Here is an 18,499-nt window from a genome sequence, read left to right on the forward strand (position 1 = left end):
GTATGTGGTTTTTAAAATGATTCTTTGCATACCAAAGAAATGTATCAAAGTTTATTTTTTTAGGCCAAAACCATTAATACGTATTCATACAAACCGTAAATAAAATAGTAAAAAGGAGAAATAACATGTTAAAGGGAAGAATTGTATCAGGAAAAATAGTGAGCATTTTGCTGGCGGCCACAATGATGGCGGGATGTATCCTGACAGGATGCGGCAGCGCAGAGAGCGGCAGCCTGGAAGCCGCGGACAAAGTGGCAGAAACAGCCAATGCACCTGCCGCCGGAAATGGTGAAGAGGGACCGGGCGGGACTTCTGGAGAACCGGCTGAGGTTTCTGTCATCATTGAAACCTTTGACAATACATTTGCATCTTTTGTGATGAATGCCATGAAAAAATACGAGGAAGAGCATAAGGATAAAATCCACATTACATATTTGGACTCCAAGCAGGATGCCAACACGCAGATCAGCCAGGTGGAGAATCAGATTCTCAACGGCACCCAGGCCATTATCTGCCTGGCAGTGGATGCCAAGCAGTCAGAACCCATTGTGAGGGCTTGCAAGGAGGCGGGGGTGCCCCTTATTGCCTTTAACCGCATATTTGAAAACTGTGACAGTTTTGTGGGTGCGGACGGCGCAGTGGCCGGTTCTCTGCTGGCCCGGTTTACAGGGGAAAAGACAGGAGGAAAAGGCAATGTAGCGATTGTAAACGGAATTATGGGCCAGGAGAACCAGTTTATCAGGCGTGACGCAATTGTAGAAACCTTAGGTGAAATGTATCCGGATATGCAGGTGGTGATTGAAGGCGCCGGCGACTGGAAACGAGACAAAGCGCTTCAGCTTGTAGAGACATGGCTGCAGTCCGGAACAGATATAGATGCAATTCTGTGTCTGAACGATGATATGGCCATGGGTACGCAGCTGGCAGTAGAGCAGGCGGGCAAAAGCGATGATATTATTGTCTGCGGCGTCAACGGGGATCCGGATGGAATCAATGCGGTCAGGGACGGCAAGATTGCTGCCACCGTATTCCAGAATCCCGACCGCCAGGCAGAGGAAGCGCTGGAGGCAGCTTTGCAGTATATTCACGGGGAGAAGCCGGAGAGCAAGATCATGATTCCCTTTGAACTTGTGACAGCGGACAATGTTGATGATTATGTGCAGTATTCCCAGAAGTAGCAAAAATAGAAGAGGGCGCTTGGCAGGCGCCCATCCATTCAGATTTTGGAAACGGACAGAAGGGAGGAAAACAAATGGGCAGTGATACCGGATACATTCTGGAAATGAACCACATAACAAAGGAGTTTCCAGGAGTCAAAGCGTTGAAGGATGTTACCTTTAAGGTGCGCAAAGGGGTGGTGCATGGCCTTATGGGGGAGAATGGGGCAGGTAAATCCACTCTTATGAAAATCCTTCAGGGAATCTATACACCCACATCGGGGACAATGATATTTGATGGAAAACCATTGGAGCTAAAGACAATCTATCATGCCCTGGAAGCGGGGATATCCATGATTCACCAGGAAATGAGCCCAATTCCGGACATGACGGTGGCGGAGAATATCTTTTTGGGAAGAGAACCAAAGAATAAATGGGGATTTGTTGACCACAAACAATTGAATGAGATGACAGCCTGTCTGTTAGGCAGGCTGAGGCTTAAGCTGAGCCCCACCATATTGATGAGGGAACTCAGCGTGGGAAATATGCAGATGGTGGAAATCGCAAAGGCTATATCATTTCATTCCAAGCTGATCATAATGGATGAGCCTACATCTGCAATTGCAGACAAGGAAGTGGAAAGCCTTTTTAACATCATAAGAATGTTGAAGGAAGAGGGCGTGACCATTATTTATATTACACATAAGATGTCGGAAGTGTTTGAGATAACAGATGAGATTTCGGTCCTCAGAGATGGAGAGCTGGTAGGAGGGGACCTGACTGCTGACCTGGATAACAATAAGCTGATTTCTCTCATGGTAGGAAGGGAACTGACGGAAATGTTCCCCAAAGTATATTACGAGCCGGGAGAGGAATTGCTGAGAGTTGAACATTTTTCTGACGGAAAACGGTTCTTTGACGTATCCTTCTGCGTGCATGAGCGGGAAATGTTAGGGTTTACAGGACTGATTGGGTCGGGCAGAAGCGAGCTTTTAGAAGCGGTGTTCGGCCTGCGTCCCCATACGGAGGGCAGGGTATTTATCCGGGGAAAGGAAGTACATATAAGGAATCCGCATGATGCCATCGCCCTTGGCATCGGCCTGCTGACAGAGGACAGAAAGGCCAGCGGATGCTTTCTTCCCCTGGATATCACTGACAATATGATTATGTCGAATCTGGAACTCCAGAAAAAGGGGATGTTTCTGGACTTTAACCGGATTAAGGCCCATACGGAATCCATGCGGGCCAAACTGGCGGTTAAAACACCCTCTATGGAGCAACATATTGAATTGCTTTCAGGCGGCAACCAGCAAAAGGTTCTGATGGGAAGATGGATGATCAATGCCCCCTTGATTCTGATTGTGGATGAGCCTACCAGGGGGATTGATGTAAATGCAAAGGCGGAAATCCACCGCCTGCTAGGTGAAATGAACAAAAACGGCACTGCAGTCATTCTGGTATCCTCGGAGATGCCAGAAGTCCTGGGCATGAGCGACCGCATTGTCATTATGCACGAAGGCCGCAAGGCCGGTGAGATTGGAAGGGAAGACGCCACGCAGGAGCTTCTGATGCAGATTGCATTCGGGGAAGATGAAGGGAGGAAACATTAAAATGGAAAATAAAGAAAGGGCCGCAGCCAGCCGCTTAATCAAAAAATACAGTATTATACTGATACTGATTGCGCTCATGATTGTTCTGACAATGATTAAGCCGCAGTTTATAAAACCGGGAAATCTTGTGAATATGCTGCGCCAGATATCACTGGTAGGGATTCTCACCATGGGCATGATGCTGGTGATACTGATTGGCGATATTGATATTTCGGGAGGACCGCAGATTGCGCTTACATCCGTTATATGCGCTTACTTTGCCAGCAGGGAATGTCCGCTGGTTCTGGCTTTCCTGATGCCTCTGCTGGCAGGATTGTGCTGCGGTCTGGTAAATGGTGTCCTGACCGCGAAAATGAGGATTCCTTCTTTCATCGCTACCCTTGGCATGATGAGCGTGGCAAAGGGCCTGGCTTTGATTGTCTCAAAGGGCCAGCCTATCAGCGGCATACGGCCTGAGATAGAGTGGCTGGGAAGCAAGAAGCTTATGGGAATCCCGGTATTAGTAATTGTATTCATTATATGTGCCGCAGTGGTCAGCATCATGCTGCAAAAGACGGCCTTTGGCAAGAAAATTTATGCACTGGGAGGCAACCAGGAAGCGGCCAGGGTTTGCGGCATTAACGTTGATTTGACCAGAATCAAGGTATTTCTGCTGATGAGTGTGTTTGCCACCATTTCCGGCATCCTGATTACCGGGCGTGTAAGCTCGGGTTCAGCCACCAACGGAATCGAGTATCACATGGATGCCATTGCCTCCACGGTAATCGGAGGCGTCAGCATGACCGGAGGGTCCGGCAATGTGATGGGCGTTGTGGGCGGAGTGCTTATAATGGGCGTTCTGCAAAACGGCCTGGATTTAATGATGGTATCACCGTATTTGCAGCAGATTTTCAAGGGCGCCATTATAGTAATAGCAGTGGTGGCCGACAACATGAAGAACAGAAGGTAGAAGGATAACTTATGAAGGCATTGGTTATGAGGGCGCCGGGGGAATACGGCGTGGAGGATGTAAAAAAGCCGGTTCCCGGCTTTCAGGAAGTACTGGTAAGAATGCATTCCGTGGCAATCTGCGGATCAGATCCGCCCCTTCTGGCGGGAGAGAGCCTGAAGGACGGACTGCCCGCTTACATGCCTTTTATACCGGGCCATGAGGGAGCCGGCGTGGTGGAAACCGTGGGAAGCGGCGTGACTGATTTTAAACCAGGGGATATGGTGGCGGCAGAGGCCCATCTTGGGTGCGGACACTGCGCCAACTGCAGGATGGGGCGGTATAACCTGTGCCTTAATTTCGGTATCAGGGAGCAGGGGCATAAGCAGTATGGATTTACCGCTCAGGGATGCTATGCCCAATACTGTGTCTATCACATACGGGCCGTCCATCATATTCCCGACGGCCTGACCTGTGAACACGGTGCCATGGCAGATACGATGGCCACGGCCCTTCATGGGATTGAATCAGTGGGAATCAGGCCCGGAGGGCTCACGGCCGTCATGGGCTGCGGTCCGGTGGGCATGTCTGCCATGCTTTTGGCAAAGGCAATGGGCAGCCGGGTTATACTGTGCGGCAGGGGAGACAGGCTGGAACGGGGAAAGCAGATGGGCGCGGATGTGGTTCTTGATTATACGGCAGAGGACATTGGAGAGCGGATTCACAGCATAAGCGGCGGAATAGGGGCGGACCAGGTGATTGAGTGCGCCGGAACAGAATTGTCTTTTCGCAATTGCATCGCAGGGGTGAAGCGGGGCGGAAGGATTGCCCTTTTGTCCTCGCCCCGCAAATCCTCTTACGGGATTGACATGAAAGCCATCATGTGGAATGAACTGACCTTGTGCGGCAGCAGAGGAAATCCCAACAGCCACCAACAGGTGATGCAGATGATGAAAATGGGAATTGCAGATCCGCTGCCCATGATAACCCACCGCTTTGCCCTGGAGGATATGAGAGAGGCGGTTGACGTATTTACACAGCGGAGGGATGGATGCATTAAGGCTCTGATACAGCTGTGATATTACTTTGCGGCAGTGGGAGCGCCTTAACAGGCCCCGGCACAGAACGGTTTTTGTTCTATGCCGGGGTGATTTTTGATTTTCTCCATATTTACTAAATTACTATATTAAATTTGTGAGTCTTGCACAAAAAAAGATAATTTAATAAAAAAAAATTGACAAACAGTTTGAGAGCTTTTATAATGAGTGCATAGAAAGTGAATACGTATTAATAAAATAGATGAAAACAAAAGGCAAAAGCAATAAAAAGCATATAGATGTACTGGGGTTTAATTGCGATAATGCCTAATTTTTACCAATAAAATGTATACGTATTCAGAAAACAATCATACATAATAAGCAGCAGAAAATAATGCGGTGTGCGGAGGGAGGATATATACAAACCATATAAAGTGGAAAGAGGTGAAGAAAGATATGATATATCTGGACAACAGCGCCACCACACAGGTTGACAAGGATGTGGCCATGACTGCCTGTGAAGTGATGACTGAGGTTTACGGAAACCCATCATCCCCGTATCTGCTTGGAAGGGATGCGCTGGGGCGGCTGACAGCAGCCAGGCAGCAGGTAGCCCAGGTCATAGGCGCCCCTACCAGGCAGATCTTCTTTACATCAGGAGGTACTGAGGCCAATAACCTGGCCATCAGGGGAAGCGTCCTGGCTGCCCGGGGAGAGGGGAGAAACAAGGGCAGGATAATTACCACTGCCATCGAACATTCTTCTGTCCTGGAATCCTGCAGGTCGCTGGAAGAGGATGGATACGAAGTGGTATTTATCCGGCCCAGGGACGGGAGGATACAGGCGGATGATGTGATTCATGCAGTGAATCAGGATACTCTGCTGGTGTCGGTCATGGCCGTAAATAACGAGACAGGAGAGCGCCTTCCTGTGGAAGAAATTGCCGGGGGTGTGAAACGGAAAAATCCGGATGTCCTGGTGCATTGCGACTGCGTGCAGGGATTCGGAAAGATTCTGTTCAGCTTAAACCGGATAAAGGCTGACATGGTTACCATGAGCTCCCATAAGATTCATGGGCCAAAGGGAAGCGGGGCCATCTATGTGCGGGAAGGCGTAAACGTACGTCCCCTGTGCTTTGGAGGCTCCCAGGAGAGTAAGGTGCGGCCGGGAACCGAGAATGTACCGGGAATCGCAGCCTTCGGCCATGCTTCTTTAAAAGCCCTCCGGGATATACGGGAGAACTGGGAGCATGTAAAGGAACTGAACCTGTACCTGACGGACTGTCTGCGGCAGATGGAGGATGTGGTAATCAATTCCCCTTCGGGGGCGGTTCCTTATGTGCTGAATATATCGGTACTTCCCTTTGCCACGGAGGAGCTGCTTCATGAGATGCGTATGAGGGGTATATATCTGTCGGGCAGCTCGGCCTGCGAAAAGGGGGCCAGGAGCCATGTGATCCGGGCCATGGGCATAGAAGGCCCCAGGGCGGACAGTGTTGTGCGGATCGGCCTGGGAAAAAAGAATACCAGGGAAGAAGTAACTGTATTAGTAGAAACATTAAATGAATTAATAAAGAGAGGGAAATGATTATGAGCAAGATTAATGAAAAGAGTACATTAAATGTAAAGTTGACAGTTAAACCGATTTTATTTACCATGTATCATATACATGCGTATATGGGACCGTGCCGTTACGGTGAGGGATATGCCCTGACAACGGAATCCGACATGGAAGTAACTCAGAAGGAATTCGATATTTTCAAGAAGGAGATGGAGGAAGAAGCGGACCTGCGCAATGTGGAATTCCTGGAGCCGGTGGTTATTTTCTGGAATGAGGATTTCGCGCTTAAGGAGGAACAGATTCAGAAGGCCCTGGAAGACGATGCAAAGACTGATTTCTATTTGATCCGCGGCCTGAGAATTTCTTCCTACTTCGCGGTTGAACTGTCTAAGCGGACAGATAAACCTATCGGCCATACTCCTAATAAATCCGCCATATCCAAATGCGACCATGTGGATATGACTGCCCACCTGTTTGCCGAGGGAAAACCCGGCTATGCATTCCTGGATTTCGAGGAGATGAACCGCACATTTGCAGCCCTGAGAGTAAAGAAGGCTCTGGCCTGCACAAAGATATTCTTCCCCTTAAAGAGCGCTATGCTCACCTTTGGATGTCAGAGTTCTTACCTGAACCTGGAGGATATCACCAGGAAGTTCAAGGTGCGGTTTTCCCATGTGAACTCGGATGAGGTGTTTCAGTGGCTGGACGCACTGACGGATGAGGAGAAGGCAGAGGCAAAAGCGCTGGCCGATAAGCTGGAAAAGGAATCCCAGGGCGTACATATGCCGGCTGAATACATACTCAATGATACGGAGTTTTATGAGACTATTAAGAAAATGATGGCTCATTACGACTGCAATGCATTTACCATCCCCTGCTTCGAGGTCTGCGCCACCAGGGAGCTGAACCGCAGGAGGCTGACCTTCTGCCTGGCCCATTCCCTGTTTAAGGATGAGGGAATCGCCTCTGCCTGCGCCGGCGACGTGGGGTCTGTGCTGACCATCACCATCCTTATGAACATTGCCAGAAAGGCTCCTTACATGGGAAATACCATGGTGTTGGATAAGAATACAAACCAGTGCAGGACTCTTCACGATGTGGCCTGCGCCCAGATGAAGGGTTACGACGAGCCTGCCCTGCCTACGGAATTCGTTTCCTTTACAATGGATTCATGGGGGACCACCATGCGTTATGATTTCTCCAAGGATAACGGGGAAACGCTGACCATGATTAACATGAGTCCGGATATGAAGAAAATTATGGTTGCAAAAGGCACCATCAATGGATGCGACGACTATCTTACACCTGAATGCAAGCACGCGGTGCGCTACACGGTGAAGGACGCAAAACGGTTCCATGAGTGCCAGAAGTTCGTGGGACATCACTTCGCTCTCGTATATGGGGATTACGTGGAGGAGGTAAAGGCATTTGCAAAGGAATGTGATTTAGAGGTACTGGAAGCATAAGCAGCAGAGGGGACGAAGATGGGAGGAGGTATCTTATGGATAGATGGCGCATAAAAGCAGCCATGGGTCTTGTCTGTATTCTGACGGTGAGCGCGTTTGCGCTCACCGGATGCGCCCAGACGGAGAAATCAGATGTGATCACAATCAGGATTGCCCATGACAATAATGTAAACACACCGCTGCACAAGGCATTTTTGAAGTTCAAGGATCTGGTGGAGACAGGGTCTGAGGGGCGTATGGAGGTGGTTATATTCCCGGGTGGACAGATGGGCAGTGTCCAGGATACATTTGAACAGTGCAGGCGCGGGGATATCGAAATGAGCGGCTCCACCACCAGCAACTTTACAAGGGCCATGCCGGAATTCGCCGCATGGGAGAGCTTTTACATGTTTGACGACACGGCCCACGCAAAGCGGGTGTTTGAGAGCGAGGCCGGAAAGAAAATGATGGAGCCCTTAAAACGGATGAACCTTACGGGAATCGGTTATATGGAGCTGGGCTTCCGCAATTTCTCCAACAGCAAGCGTCCCATACAGACTGATGAGGACTTAAAGGGCCTGAAAATCCGCGGCTATAATCCGCTGCAGATTAAGGCGTGGGAGTCGGTGGGAGTCAACACCACCAGCGTCAGCTGGAACGAACTGTTTACGTCCCTCCAGCAGAGACTGATTGACGGTCAGGAATGCGCCACCACCAGCTTCTATACTGAGAAATTTTACGAGGCACAAAAGTACTGGTCCTTGACCAGGCATGTGTTCACGAATTTCCTGTGGTATGCCAATGAGGATTTCATGAACTCCCTGTCGGATTCCGACCGCGCATTTATCATGGAGAGCGCTCAGGAGGCCATTGATTATAATTGGGAACTGGCGGACCAGAGCGAGGAGGAGATACTTAAGCAGCTTGAGGACGCAGGTTTTCCTGTCAACGACGTGGATATCTCTGTCAGGAGACAGCTGGGCGAGAAAATCAACGCGTCCATTAAGGGCGATATTATAGCCAACTGCGGAGAGGATACATATAACATGCTGATGGCTGCCGTGGCGGCTGAGCGGCGGGAGCAGGGGGAGGAGTAAAATGAAAAAAACATTGAGATGGCTGGATGTGAATTTTGAGGCAATCCTCATGGTACTCTTTTTCTCCCTGATGATATTGCTGGTTACTGTGCAGGTGGTGCTGCGGTTTATCTTTAAAACAGGATTTTCCTGGGGCGAGGAAGTGGCCAGGCTGCTGTTTGTATGGATGTCCTTTTCCAGCTTTGGCTATCTGACCAGGGGAAGCCGCCATGTGCGGGTGGGCTTTTTCAGGGAGCTGTTCCCGGTCCGGACCCAGAAAGCCATTCTGATTTTATGCGATGTCCTCTTTCTCGTATTTTCCGCAGGCGGGCTGAGGGCAATGGTGCAGCTTTGTTCTGACGCATGGCGTTTTCAGGATATGCTGACAGCTGTTCCGTGGAACTACAACGCCCTTTATCTGGCCGGAATGCTGGGCTTCTTTATGATGGTGGTGCGCAACATCCAGATCCTGGTGTGGAAATTCCGGCACTGGGGGGATGATCTGGAACGGTTTGTGAACTACGACGGCGATTATTATGAGAACAACCGGATCTGCTTTGAACCCAAGGTAAAGGATGTCCTGGAACTGGCGGAAAAAGAGGCGGCGGAACTGTTGGAGAAGGGGGAATAAAGGCTTATGGTTGCAATCTTATTGTTCGTATCGTTGATTCTGTTTCTGCTGCTTTCCATCCCGATTGGCGTCAGCCTGGGGCTGGCCTCCCTGACCACCATCCGGACCATGGACTGTATCAGCATGACCACCTTTGTACAATCCATGATACAGGGACTGAATTCCTTTCCTCTGATGGCGGTTCCCTTGTTTACATTTGCCGGGGAGGTTATGGGGAAGGGCGGTATTTCCAGGCGCCTTATAGACCTGGCGAGGGTATTCACTGGCCGGTTTACAGGCGGATTGGGCATTGTGACTATTGTCACATCCCTGTTCTTCGCCGCTATCGCGGGCACAGGCTCTGCGGCCGTGGCAGCCATCGGACTTATCATGATTCCGGCCATGGTGAAGAATGGCTATGACAAGGGGTATTCCAGTGCATTGGTGGCAACCGCAGGAACCGTGGGCGTAATCATTCCGCCAAGCGTCTGTATGGTGGTCTATGCCGTAGCGGCAGGCGCCTCCATCAGCGGCCTGTTCATGGCCGGAATCATGCCGGGGCTTCTTATTGGGGCTGGCCTGATTCTGTACTCAGTATTCTATTCAAGAAGGCATGGGTATAAAGGGGAAGATAAGCGGTATACTCCGGGAGAGATATGGCAGATTATACTGAAGGCCATTCCTGGTCTGATGATTCCTGTTATTATCCTGGGCGGTATCTACGGCGGCGTATTCACACCCACCGAGGCAGCGGCCATAGCAGGCGTGTACGGTGTGATTGTGGGACTCTTTATATACAGGGAGATCAAACCGTCGGACCTGATTTATATTATGTACCGTTCCGTGCTGATGTGCGCGCCGGTACTGCTCATCATAGGCATATCCACCGGCTTCGGACGCATCCTGACCATTACCCAGGTGCCGGTCATGATTGCGGATGCCATTCTGGGACTGACCAGCAGCAAGATACTGGTGCTGCTTCTCATCAATGTACTGCTCTTGATTGTGGGAACCTTCATGGAGACCAATGCGGCCATCATTATCCTGACGCCCATCCTGCTTCCGATTGTGACCAGGCTGGGAGTGAATCCCATCCATTTCGGAATCATCGTGGTAATGAACCTGTCCATCGGCTTTATCACTCCGCCTTTGGGAGCCAATCTGTTCATGGCCTGTCAGGTGGGGGAGATATCCTTTGATAAGCTGGCGCGGAAGATATGGCCGTGGATCGTGGTCATGGTGGCGCTTCTGATGCTGGTTACATACATACCACAGATATCCATGGCGCTGCCTGAGGCGATGGGAGTGATTTGACAGCAACAGAACCGGATATGAAACAGCGGCTTTGACAAATCAAAGCCGCCGTTTTTGCGTTGTTTTAATCCGCGCTCATTCATTTAACAGAATAAGGCCATATCTTATGCAGATTCATGCAGGCTATCCGACACGGAGCAGTGAGGCGGAACGCTGCTTAAACAGCGGCGTCTCATGCGGTGCCCCTGGTCTTTAAGGTGCAGGGGAAAAGCGTCAGATTGGTGGATTCCGAGGGCTGCTTCTCTGACAGCAGCAAATCCAATACTCTGTCAATCATGCTGTCCATGGGCTGGACAAAGGAAGTGATGCTGTAGGAGTTGTAGGAAGCCAGCTCTATATCGTCGAAGCCTATGACTGCCACGTCCTCCGGCACCTTCAGATTGTATTCAAACCGGGCGCAGTCCAGGACTCCGGCGCAGACCAGGTCGCTGACACAGAACAGGGCTTTGGGGCATGTTCCTTCCTGCTCCAGAAGCCTTCTGAAACCATCCCTGCCCCCTTCGTAGGTAAACGGGGTGTTGATGACAGAGCAGTCATGAATTCCCCGCTCCTCCAGACGGGACACAAAGCCTCTGCGGCGGTCGTGGCTGGTGGAAGCCTCGTCGTGGCCTCCTATAAAGGCAAAGCTGCGGTAGCCCTTCATGAAAAAGTAATCCGCGCAGTCGCGCCCTGCCTGTACGTTGTCGCAGCAGACAGCCTGGATTCCAGGGGTATTCATATAGCGGTTAAACAGAACCACAGGAACCCCGAAGTCCACGCAGGTATCGGCCAGATCGGATGTCAGGGTCACGGATGTGATCAGGATGCCGTCCACCCTGTACTGCAGGATTTGATGGATTAGGTCCTTCATATGGCCTTCATCGTCCAGATAAAAAAACAGGATCTGCTTGCCCATGGAGCGCAGCCGGATAGAAAGCTTGCTTAAGACCGTTGCGTAGAATGGATTGGTGGTGTTCTGCATAATGACGGCCACAATGTTGGTGCTGTTGGATATAAGACTCCTGGCAATCGCGTCAGGGGCGTATTTTAAGGCGCTGGCAGCGTCCAGAACCCGCTGGCGCGTAGATGGATTCATCTTCGAGGCGGGATTGAAGGCCCTTGATACGGTGGCCTGGGATACGCCGGCCAGCTTTGCCACGTCGATGGAGGTATTGTGGCCGCGCCCATTTGCGCGCTTGCCGGTATTCTGGATGCTGTCGCCAGAATCAGAGCTTTTCATAAGAAAAATCCTCCTTGGTGTGCTGAATATGTGCGGTAACCGCACTGAATATAGTTAACAGTACCATAAATTATGGTTATTTGCAAGGTAACAAAGGGAAAATATGGGTGAATACGATTTATAATGCAGCAGCTGCGTTGTAATTTAAAAAATACCAAATAGAAATTGTTAGAAGTGTACAATAAATGTAATGATAGTTTGAGTAAAATAACTAAAATACTTAAAAAGTTAAAAAATACATTGACGAACAGGCGGCATTGGGAATATAATGAGTTTACAAACAAATGTATACGTATTCAAAAACAGCAAAAAACAAAGTTGTATATTTCGAAAAACAACAGTTTTAATACTTTAAGTTAAAAAAACGGAAGATACAGCTTAAATAAAAAAATAAAATGAATAGGTATACATAATTGGAAAATACAGATAAAAACAAGTAATCAGGAGGAAAAACAGTGGGCAATACAGTATTGATGCGCGGTGAAACCGTGACTGCGTTTACGCAGGAATTATTCCAGAAGGCCGGAATGAGCGAACCAGATGCGAAGTATCATGCAGAATGTCTTGTAAATACCAATTATTGGGGAATTGATTCCCATGGCGTGATTCGGGTTCCGGCTTATTTTAAGAGAATGTTAAATGGGGCCATTAACACCAACCCTCAGATCAAGGTGGTGCGGGGCGAGGGATGCCTTGAGGTCCTGGACGTGGACGCGGCAGCCGGATTCATCGGCGGCAGGGCAGGTATGGAGCGCGCCATGGACCACGCTGCTGTAAGTGGCATAGCGGCTTGCGGCGTCATCAACAGCAACCACTTTGGAGCAGGCGCCCTCTATGCCCGCATGGCGGCTGAGCGGGGCATGATTGGAATTGCCATGACCAATGTAAAACCTCTGATTGTGGCTCCGGGAGCCAGTGTTCCGGTGACAGGAAACAATCCCATTGCCTTCGGCATCCCTACATACGGCGAATTCCCATTTGTGCTGGATATGTCCCTTTCCGTGGTGGCCGGCGGCAAGCTTACCCTGGCAATAAAGAAGAAGGAAAAGATTCCTATGGACTGGGCAACTGATAAGAACGGCCGTCCCACCGATGATCCCCAGGCAGCCTTTGACGGATATCTGCTGCCCATGGGCGGACACAAGGGATTGGGCTTATCCTATGTGGTGGACATATTATCCGGCCTGATAACAGGAGGCGTTTTCTCGAAGGATATGAAGAGCATGTACGCCAATCCCAAGGACCCAAGCCTGACCGGCCATTTCTTTATCGCCATGGATATCTCCAAGATTATATCAAAGGAACAGATGAAGGAGCGCATGGCGCAGTTTAAGGACCAGCTGAAGGCAACGCCCATGTGGCAGGAAGGGGCTCAGATGCTTCTGCCGGGCGAGATTGAGTACCGTAAGGAACAGGAGAGACGTCAGAACGGTCTTCCTATTCCGGTGACCACCTACGAGGAACTGGCAGAGCTTAAGAAGGAATATGACATCCAGGCTCCGCTGACCATAATCCAAGAGTGATTTATCTGAACACATAATATAAGGAGAGGATACAATATGAAACTGGAAAATAAAGTTGCCATTATCACCGGCGGTACAAAGGGAATCGGATATGGAATCGCGGAAGAGTATCTGAAGGAAGGCGCAAAAATCACCATTTGTTCCAGAAACGCCCAAGAGGGCGTGAAGGCGGCAAAAGAGCTGGGAAAGCTGGGAGAGGTGCTGTACCTGCAGGCCGATGTTTCATCTATCGAGGATAACCAGATGCTGGTGGACGAGACAGTAAAGAAGTACGGAAGGCTGGATATTTTTGTGGCCAACGCGGGAATCAATGATCCTGACAAGACCCACTATCTGCACATCACGGAAGAACAGTATGACAGGATTCTGGGCGTCAACCTGAAGGGACTGTTCTTTGGAGGCCAGCTGGCGGCAAGGCAGATGGTAAAGCAGGGGCAGGGCGGAGCCATTGTCAATATTTCTTCTGTGAACGCTTACCTGGCCTTGGACAGCCAGATGTGTTATACCACCAGCAAGGGCGGAGTCAGCCAGCTGACCAAGGTACAGGCTGTGGCTCTCACTCCCTATGACATCAAGGTAAATGCCATCTGTCCGGGTCCCATTGAGAGTGAGCTTATGAGGCGTGTTGGATCGGATGAACAGCTGTTTAACACGGTGATTTCCAGGACGCCCATAGGCAGGATCGGAACTCCTAATGAATGCGGAAGGCTGGCCGTGTTCCTGGCCTGCGATGATTCCAATTTCGTGTACGGACAGTCCATATACATTGACGGCGGCAGAAGCTTCCAGGCATTCCCGGTACCGGGTTACAAGACGGTTACGGATGAACAGTATGAGAAGCTTATGGAGCTGGAGCAAAAGTAGAGGAGGAATAAAAGGTGAAGAAAATGGGGTTGCCGAAAGTCGGCATGATTACCTTTAGCGATGCAAGAGAACATGAGTACAAGGTGCTTTACGAGGAAAAGACAGCAGCCAGGATAAAACGGACCGTTGAATACTTTGCTGACTATGAGATGGAGCTGCATACCTTTGACACCGTGGCACGTTCTCCCCAGGATATTGACCGTCAGACAGATGAGCTTAAGAAGAAGGGGGTGGAAGTATTTATTGCCAATATCCCCTGCTGGACCTGGCCCAACGGAGTGGTCCGGGGAGTGCTGAATATGGGCCTTCCCACCATACTGCTCTCCAATGACGATCCCGGAACCCATGGAACCGTAGGATTCCTGGGCTCAGGAGGAGCGTTAAACCAGATAGGCTACAAACATCTTCGGATACAGCAGGATTTTACGGATGAGCACCCGAATCTGTTTGACACCAAGATGATGCCTTACATACGGGCCGCTGCCGCTGTGAGAAAGCTGCAGGGCAGGATATTCGGCTTTATCGGAGGCCGTTCCCTGGGCATTGACACGGGAAGTTTTGATCCCATGCAGTGGAAGAAACTGTTTCAGATTGACAGCGACCACATTGACCATGAAGAAATCGTCCGCAGGGCTGAGGCGATTGATGAGAGCAGGGTGGAAGCCGTATTCAAGTGGCTGGTGGATTCTGTGGGCTCTGTGAAGTATGACGAAAAGCTGACCGAAGAGCGGTTAAAATATCAGGTGGCCTGTTATCTGGCAACCAAGGATATTATCGCTGACCGCCATCTGGATTTCGGCGCCATCAAATGTATGCCGGACATGACGAATTTCAGGGCGCCCCAGTGCATTTCCACGGCACTGCTCAACGGCGGATACGATGCGGACGGGGAGTTCGACCCATTCCCTATTTCCTGTGAGGCTGATGCGGACGGAGCCCTGACCATGGAGATGTTAAAACTTATCTCCGGGGGAATGCCCACCATGTTCGCGGATGTGAGCCATGTGGGATACAAGGAAAAGCTTATATACCTTCCAAACTGCGGTTCCATGTGCACCTACTATGCGGGCCGGTGCTGCGACGGATGCAGGAACATGAAGAACATCGAGCTGCGCAGGGCAAACAGGCCCTCCGGGGGAGCTGTCACCTTTACCGTGCCGAGCGCGGGCGAGATGACCATGGCAAGGCTTTGCAGGGTGGATGGAAAGTATCAGATGTTTATTATTGAGACAGAGTTTGTGGATCCGTCCAAGGAGATTCTGGATGCCTTTGTGAAAGCAAGAGGCGTGCATCAGCTTCCGGTTGCATTTATGAAAGCGGATTTTGATATTGAGAAATTTGTGGACAGATTCAACTCCAACCACATCAGCGGTGTGGCGGGCCATTATAAAAAGGAACTTATCAATCTGTGCAGTCTGCTGGACATTGAGCCGGTTGTGATACAGTAGAATGTGAGGCGGTGTAAGTGGGACTTTTCTATGAGAGTTTTGATGAACGGTTTTTCGATGTGGTGGATGTGAAACAGGATCTTGCGACGGTCTGTTCCGGCTTTACCTTCATCGAAGGCCCTATATGGAACGATGTTACAGGATGCCTGACCTTTAACGATATCCCGGAGAGCAGGACTTACCGTCTGGAACAGGGCAAAACGGTAAGGCTTTTGCGGGAAGATACACATAAGGCCAATGGAAATGCCTATGACATGGATAGCAACATCATTGTCTGTGAGCATGTGCGAAGCTGCATATCCAGGACCAATGACCAGGGGGAAAACCTGGAAGTGCTGGTAAGCCATTATGGGGATAAGGAGCTTAACAGTCCCAACGATGTGGTGGTCAGAAGCGACGGGGTTATCTTTTTTACGGACCCCAGATTTGGAAGGAATCCGTCCCGGGTGGGACTTGAGAGGCCCCAGGAACTGGATTTCCAGGGTGTGTTCTCCTTTGACCCGGGGACAGGGGAGCTTAAGCTGCTGGCAGATGATTTTGAAAATCCCAACGGCCTGTGCTTTTCCCCGGATGAAGCCTTCCTCTATGTCAATGACTCGCCGAAAAAGCACATCCGTAAGTTCAGGGTGGAAGCGGACGGCACCTTAAGCGGCGGGGCCGTATGGGCAGAGACAACGGGAGAGGGCGCGGGCCTGCCTGACGGAATGAAGACGGACAGCCGGGAAAACGTGTATTGCTGCGCCCAGGGCGGAATTCATATTTTTAATAAAAATGCGGACTATCTGGGAATCATCAAGGTTCCTGAGCAGACCGGCAACTGCGCCTTTGGGGGACCGGACATGGATATTCTTTATCTGGCAGCCTCCACCACGCTCTACAGCTTCCGGATTAAAGGCCGCGCAGATAAAAACGGGAGGAAGATATTAAATGGTCAGGGAAAATAAAGTAAAACAGAAACTGAAAAACGGCGAAGCCGTAATCGGAACCTTTGTAAAGACAGTGGATCCCAGTGTGATTGAAATTCTGGGATGCAGCGGGATGGAGTTCTTTGTTATAGACAGTGAACACGTCTCCTATAACCCGGAAACCATCACGGATTTGGTAAGGGCCTCAGACCTGACGGGAATCGTGCCCATTGTCCGGGTCAGGGAAGCCACGGCGGTGAACATTATGCAGGCCCTGGATACAGGAGCCCTGGGTTATCATGCGCCGAACGTGGATACACCGGAGCAGGCCAGGATTGCGGTGGACGCGGGAAGATATACGCCTCTTGGAAACAGGGGATTTGCGCCCACCCACAGAGCTGCCAATTACGGAATGATGGATAAGCAGGAGTATATTGACAAGGCCAACAAGGAGATTCTGACTATTATCCACTGTGAGACCATGGAATCCCTGGGCAATCTGGACGAGATTCTTAAGTTAGAGGAGCTGGATGTGGTATTTATCGGGCCCATGGACTTGTCCCAGTCCCTGGGAAGGGATGTGATGGGCCAGAGGAAGCACCCAAAGCTTCTGGAAGCCATTGACCAAATCATCGAGAAGGTAAACAAGGCGGGCAAGGCAGTGGGCACTGTGGCGGACAACGCGCAGATGGCAAAGGAACTGATGGAAAAGGGAGTGCGCTATATCCCTATCAGCTCCGATCAGGGCATGATTGGAAATATGGCGAAAAACATTGTAAAAGAGTTTAACCAGTATTCAAAATAATATTAAAATAAAAGGAGATATATTAAAATGAAAAAGCAGACAGAATTCAAATTAGACAAGAGAGATTCCGTATGGTTCCAGGACAATACGGCAGCTGTAAACTGTGCTTACGCAAAGGAAGTGTGTGACATTGCGATTCTTCCAATCGGAGCCATCGAACAGCACGGACCTCACTGCCCATGCGGCAGCGATTCCTTTAACGCCATGGGTATTGCTGAGGCGGTTGCCAGAAAGTCCGGCGCCATGATTCTCGCCTGCCCGATGTACGGCTCCCATCCGGCTCACCACTGGGGCATGCCCGGAACCATCCCGCTGACCTTTGAGACCCATGTGGGCCTTTTGACCGATATCGTCCGCGGCGCTGCCAACGCAGGCTTTAACAAGTTCCTGATTATCTCCGCCCATGGCCAGACCATGTCCATGTTTGAGGCGGTTCATAAGTTAGGTATCGAGGGATACTTTACCATCGGCAGCACCTGGTATGATTTCCTGAGAGACAACAAGAAAACACTGGATACATTTATGTGGCATGCAGATGAGGCGGAGACTTCTGTGGCTCTGTCCCTGTATCCCGACAAGGTACATATGGACCTGGCTGTACCGGGCAAGGCCCACGGCCTCATCGACTCCAAGTGGAAGATCGCGCCAGGCCAGGCAGCAGGTGAAGGCATGCTGTACCACTTCGAGGGAACCTTCTCCCTGATGGAGAAGGATGACCTGGATACAGGTGTAATTGGGGATCCCACCAATGCAAGCAAGGAAAAGGGCGACAAAATCGTGGAGAGATGCGCGGATCTGTACTGCGAACTGCTTGAAGAGGTAAAGACAAAGTATCCATGCGGCGTGAATCCTCTGGGCTTCCGCAATCCTCTGGGTTATAACGGCACCAACAATATCCAGTATGACGCAATGCACGACGAACACGGCAACCTGAAGAAATAACAGCCAGGCAATAAAGCCTGCCGGCAGCTAAACAGACCGGCAGGTAAACAGGCCGG

16 protein-coding genes are annotated in these 18,499 nt (G+C 50.3%); 15 read left to right on the forward strand and 1 reads right to left on the reverse strand.

What is annotated here, in order from left to right:
- Positions 1-125: 125 nt before the first annotated feature.
- From CGC65_RS12590 to CGC65_RS12630, 9 genes are all read left to right on the forward strand, one after another.
- Positions 126-1,178, forward strand: coding sequence for a substrate-binding domain-containing protein (locus tag CGC65_RS12590; protein ID WP_002567232.1), 1,053 nt, complete (start codon positions 126-128; stop codon positions 1,176-1,178).
- Positions 1,179-1,252: 74 nt separating this feature from the next.
- Complete coding sequence (locus CGC65_RS12595) at positions 1,253-2,767, forward strand: sugar ABC transporter ATP-binding protein (protein ID WP_002567233.1); 1,515 nt, start codon at positions 1,253-1,255, stop codon at positions 2,765-2,767.
- A 1-nt stretch (position 2,768) separates the two neighbouring features.
- Positions 2,769-3,716: an ABC transporter permease gene (locus CGC65_RS12600; protein WP_002567234.1), complete on the forward strand. Its 948-nt coding sequence runs from the start codon at positions 2,769-2,771 to the stop codon at positions 3,714-3,716.
- An 11-nt stretch (positions 3,717-3,727) separates the two neighbouring features.
- Positions 3,728-4,774, forward strand: coding sequence for a zinc-dependent alcohol dehydrogenase (locus CGC65_RS12605; RefSeq protein WP_002567235.1), 1,047 nt, complete (start codon positions 3,728-3,730; stop codon positions 4,772-4,774).
- A 414-nt stretch (positions 4,775-5,188) separates the two neighbouring features.
- Complete coding sequence (locus tag CGC65_RS12610) at positions 5,189-6,319, forward strand: cysteine desulfurase family protein (RefSeq protein ID WP_002567236.1); 1,131 nt, start codon at positions 5,189-5,191, stop codon at positions 6,317-6,319.
- Positions 6,320-6,321: 2 nt separating this feature from the next.
- The gene (locus CGC65_RS12615; protein WP_002567237.1) at positions 6,322-7,758 is read left to right on the forward strand and encodes a hypothetical protein; all 1,437 of its coding nucleotides are present in this window, start codon (positions 6,322-6,324) and stop codon (positions 7,756-7,758) included.
- Positions 7,759-7,793: 35 nt separating this feature from the next.
- Entirely contained in the window at positions 7,794-8,834 is a 1,041-nt protein-coding gene (locus CGC65_RS12620) for a TRAP transporter substrate-binding protein (protein ID WP_002567238.1), read from the forward strand.
- 1 nt (position 8,835) lies between these two features.
- Positions 8,836-9,444: a TRAP transporter small permease gene (locus CGC65_RS12625; RefSeq protein WP_002567239.1), complete on the forward strand. Its 609-nt coding sequence runs from the start codon at positions 8,836-8,838 to the stop codon at positions 9,442-9,444.
- 6 nt (positions 9,445-9,450) lie between these two features.
- Entirely contained in the window at positions 9,451-10,737 is a 1,287-nt protein-coding gene (locus CGC65_RS12630; RefSeq protein WP_002567240.1) for a TRAP transporter large permease, read from the forward strand.
- A 172-nt stretch (positions 10,738-10,909) separates the two neighbouring features.
- Here the strand turns inward: CGC65_RS12630 and CGC65_RS12635 are convergent, their stop codons facing one another.
- Entirely contained in the window at positions 10,910-11,956 is a 1,047-nt protein-coding gene (locus CGC65_RS12635; protein ID WP_002567241.1) for a LacI family DNA-binding transcriptional regulator, read from the reverse strand.
- Positions 11,957-12,411: 455 nt separating this feature from the next.
- Here CGC65_RS12635 and CGC65_RS12640 point away from each other — a divergent pair, with 455 nt between their 5' ends.
- From CGC65_RS12640 to CGC65_RS12665, 6 genes are read left to right on the forward strand one after another with little or no spacing between them, the layout of a single operon-like run.
- Positions 12,412-13,479 carry an Ldh family oxidoreductase gene (locus tag CGC65_RS12640; protein WP_002567242.1) on the forward strand — a complete coding sequence of 356 codons (1,068 nt, stop codon included), beginning with the start codon at positions 12,412-12,414 and terminating at the stop codon, positions 13,477-13,479.
- A 36-nt stretch (positions 13,480-13,515) separates the two neighbouring features.
- Positions 13,516-14,343 (forward strand): SDR family NAD(P)-dependent oxidoreductase, encoded by an 828-nt coding sequence (locus tag CGC65_RS12645; RefSeq protein WP_002567243.1) that lies wholly within the window; start codon positions 13,516-13,518, stop codon positions 14,341-14,343.
- Positions 14,344-14,366: 23 nt separating this feature from the next.
- Complete coding sequence (locus CGC65_RS12650) at positions 14,367-15,791, forward strand: L-fucose/L-arabinose isomerase family protein (protein WP_007036200.1); 1,425 nt, start codon at positions 14,367-14,369, stop codon at positions 15,789-15,791.
- Positions 15,792-15,808: 17 nt separating this feature from the next.
- Entirely contained in the window at positions 15,809-16,735 is a 927-nt protein-coding gene (locus tag CGC65_RS12655) for an SMP-30/gluconolactonase/LRE family protein (RefSeq protein WP_002567245.1), read from the forward strand.
- Positions 16,719-17,501 carry an HpcH/HpaI aldolase family protein gene (locus CGC65_RS12660; protein WP_002567246.1) on the forward strand — a complete coding sequence of 261 codons (783 nt, stop codon included), beginning with the start codon at positions 16,719-16,721 and terminating at the stop codon, positions 17,499-17,501. Before CGC65_RS12655 ends, CGC65_RS12660 begins: the two co-directional genes overlap by 17 nt.
- 27 nt (positions 17,502-17,528) lie before the next feature.
- Positions 17,529-18,443, forward strand: coding sequence for a creatininase family protein (locus tag CGC65_RS12665; RefSeq protein ID WP_002567247.1), 915 nt, complete (start codon positions 17,529-17,531; stop codon positions 18,441-18,443).
- The last annotated feature ends 56 nt before the right edge of the window (positions 18,444-18,499 follow it).

Source organism: Enterocloster bolteae (assembly GCF_002234575.2).
GTDB classification, from domain to species: Bacteria; Bacillota; Clostridia; order Lachnospirales; family Lachnospiraceae; genus Enterocloster; species Enterocloster bolteae.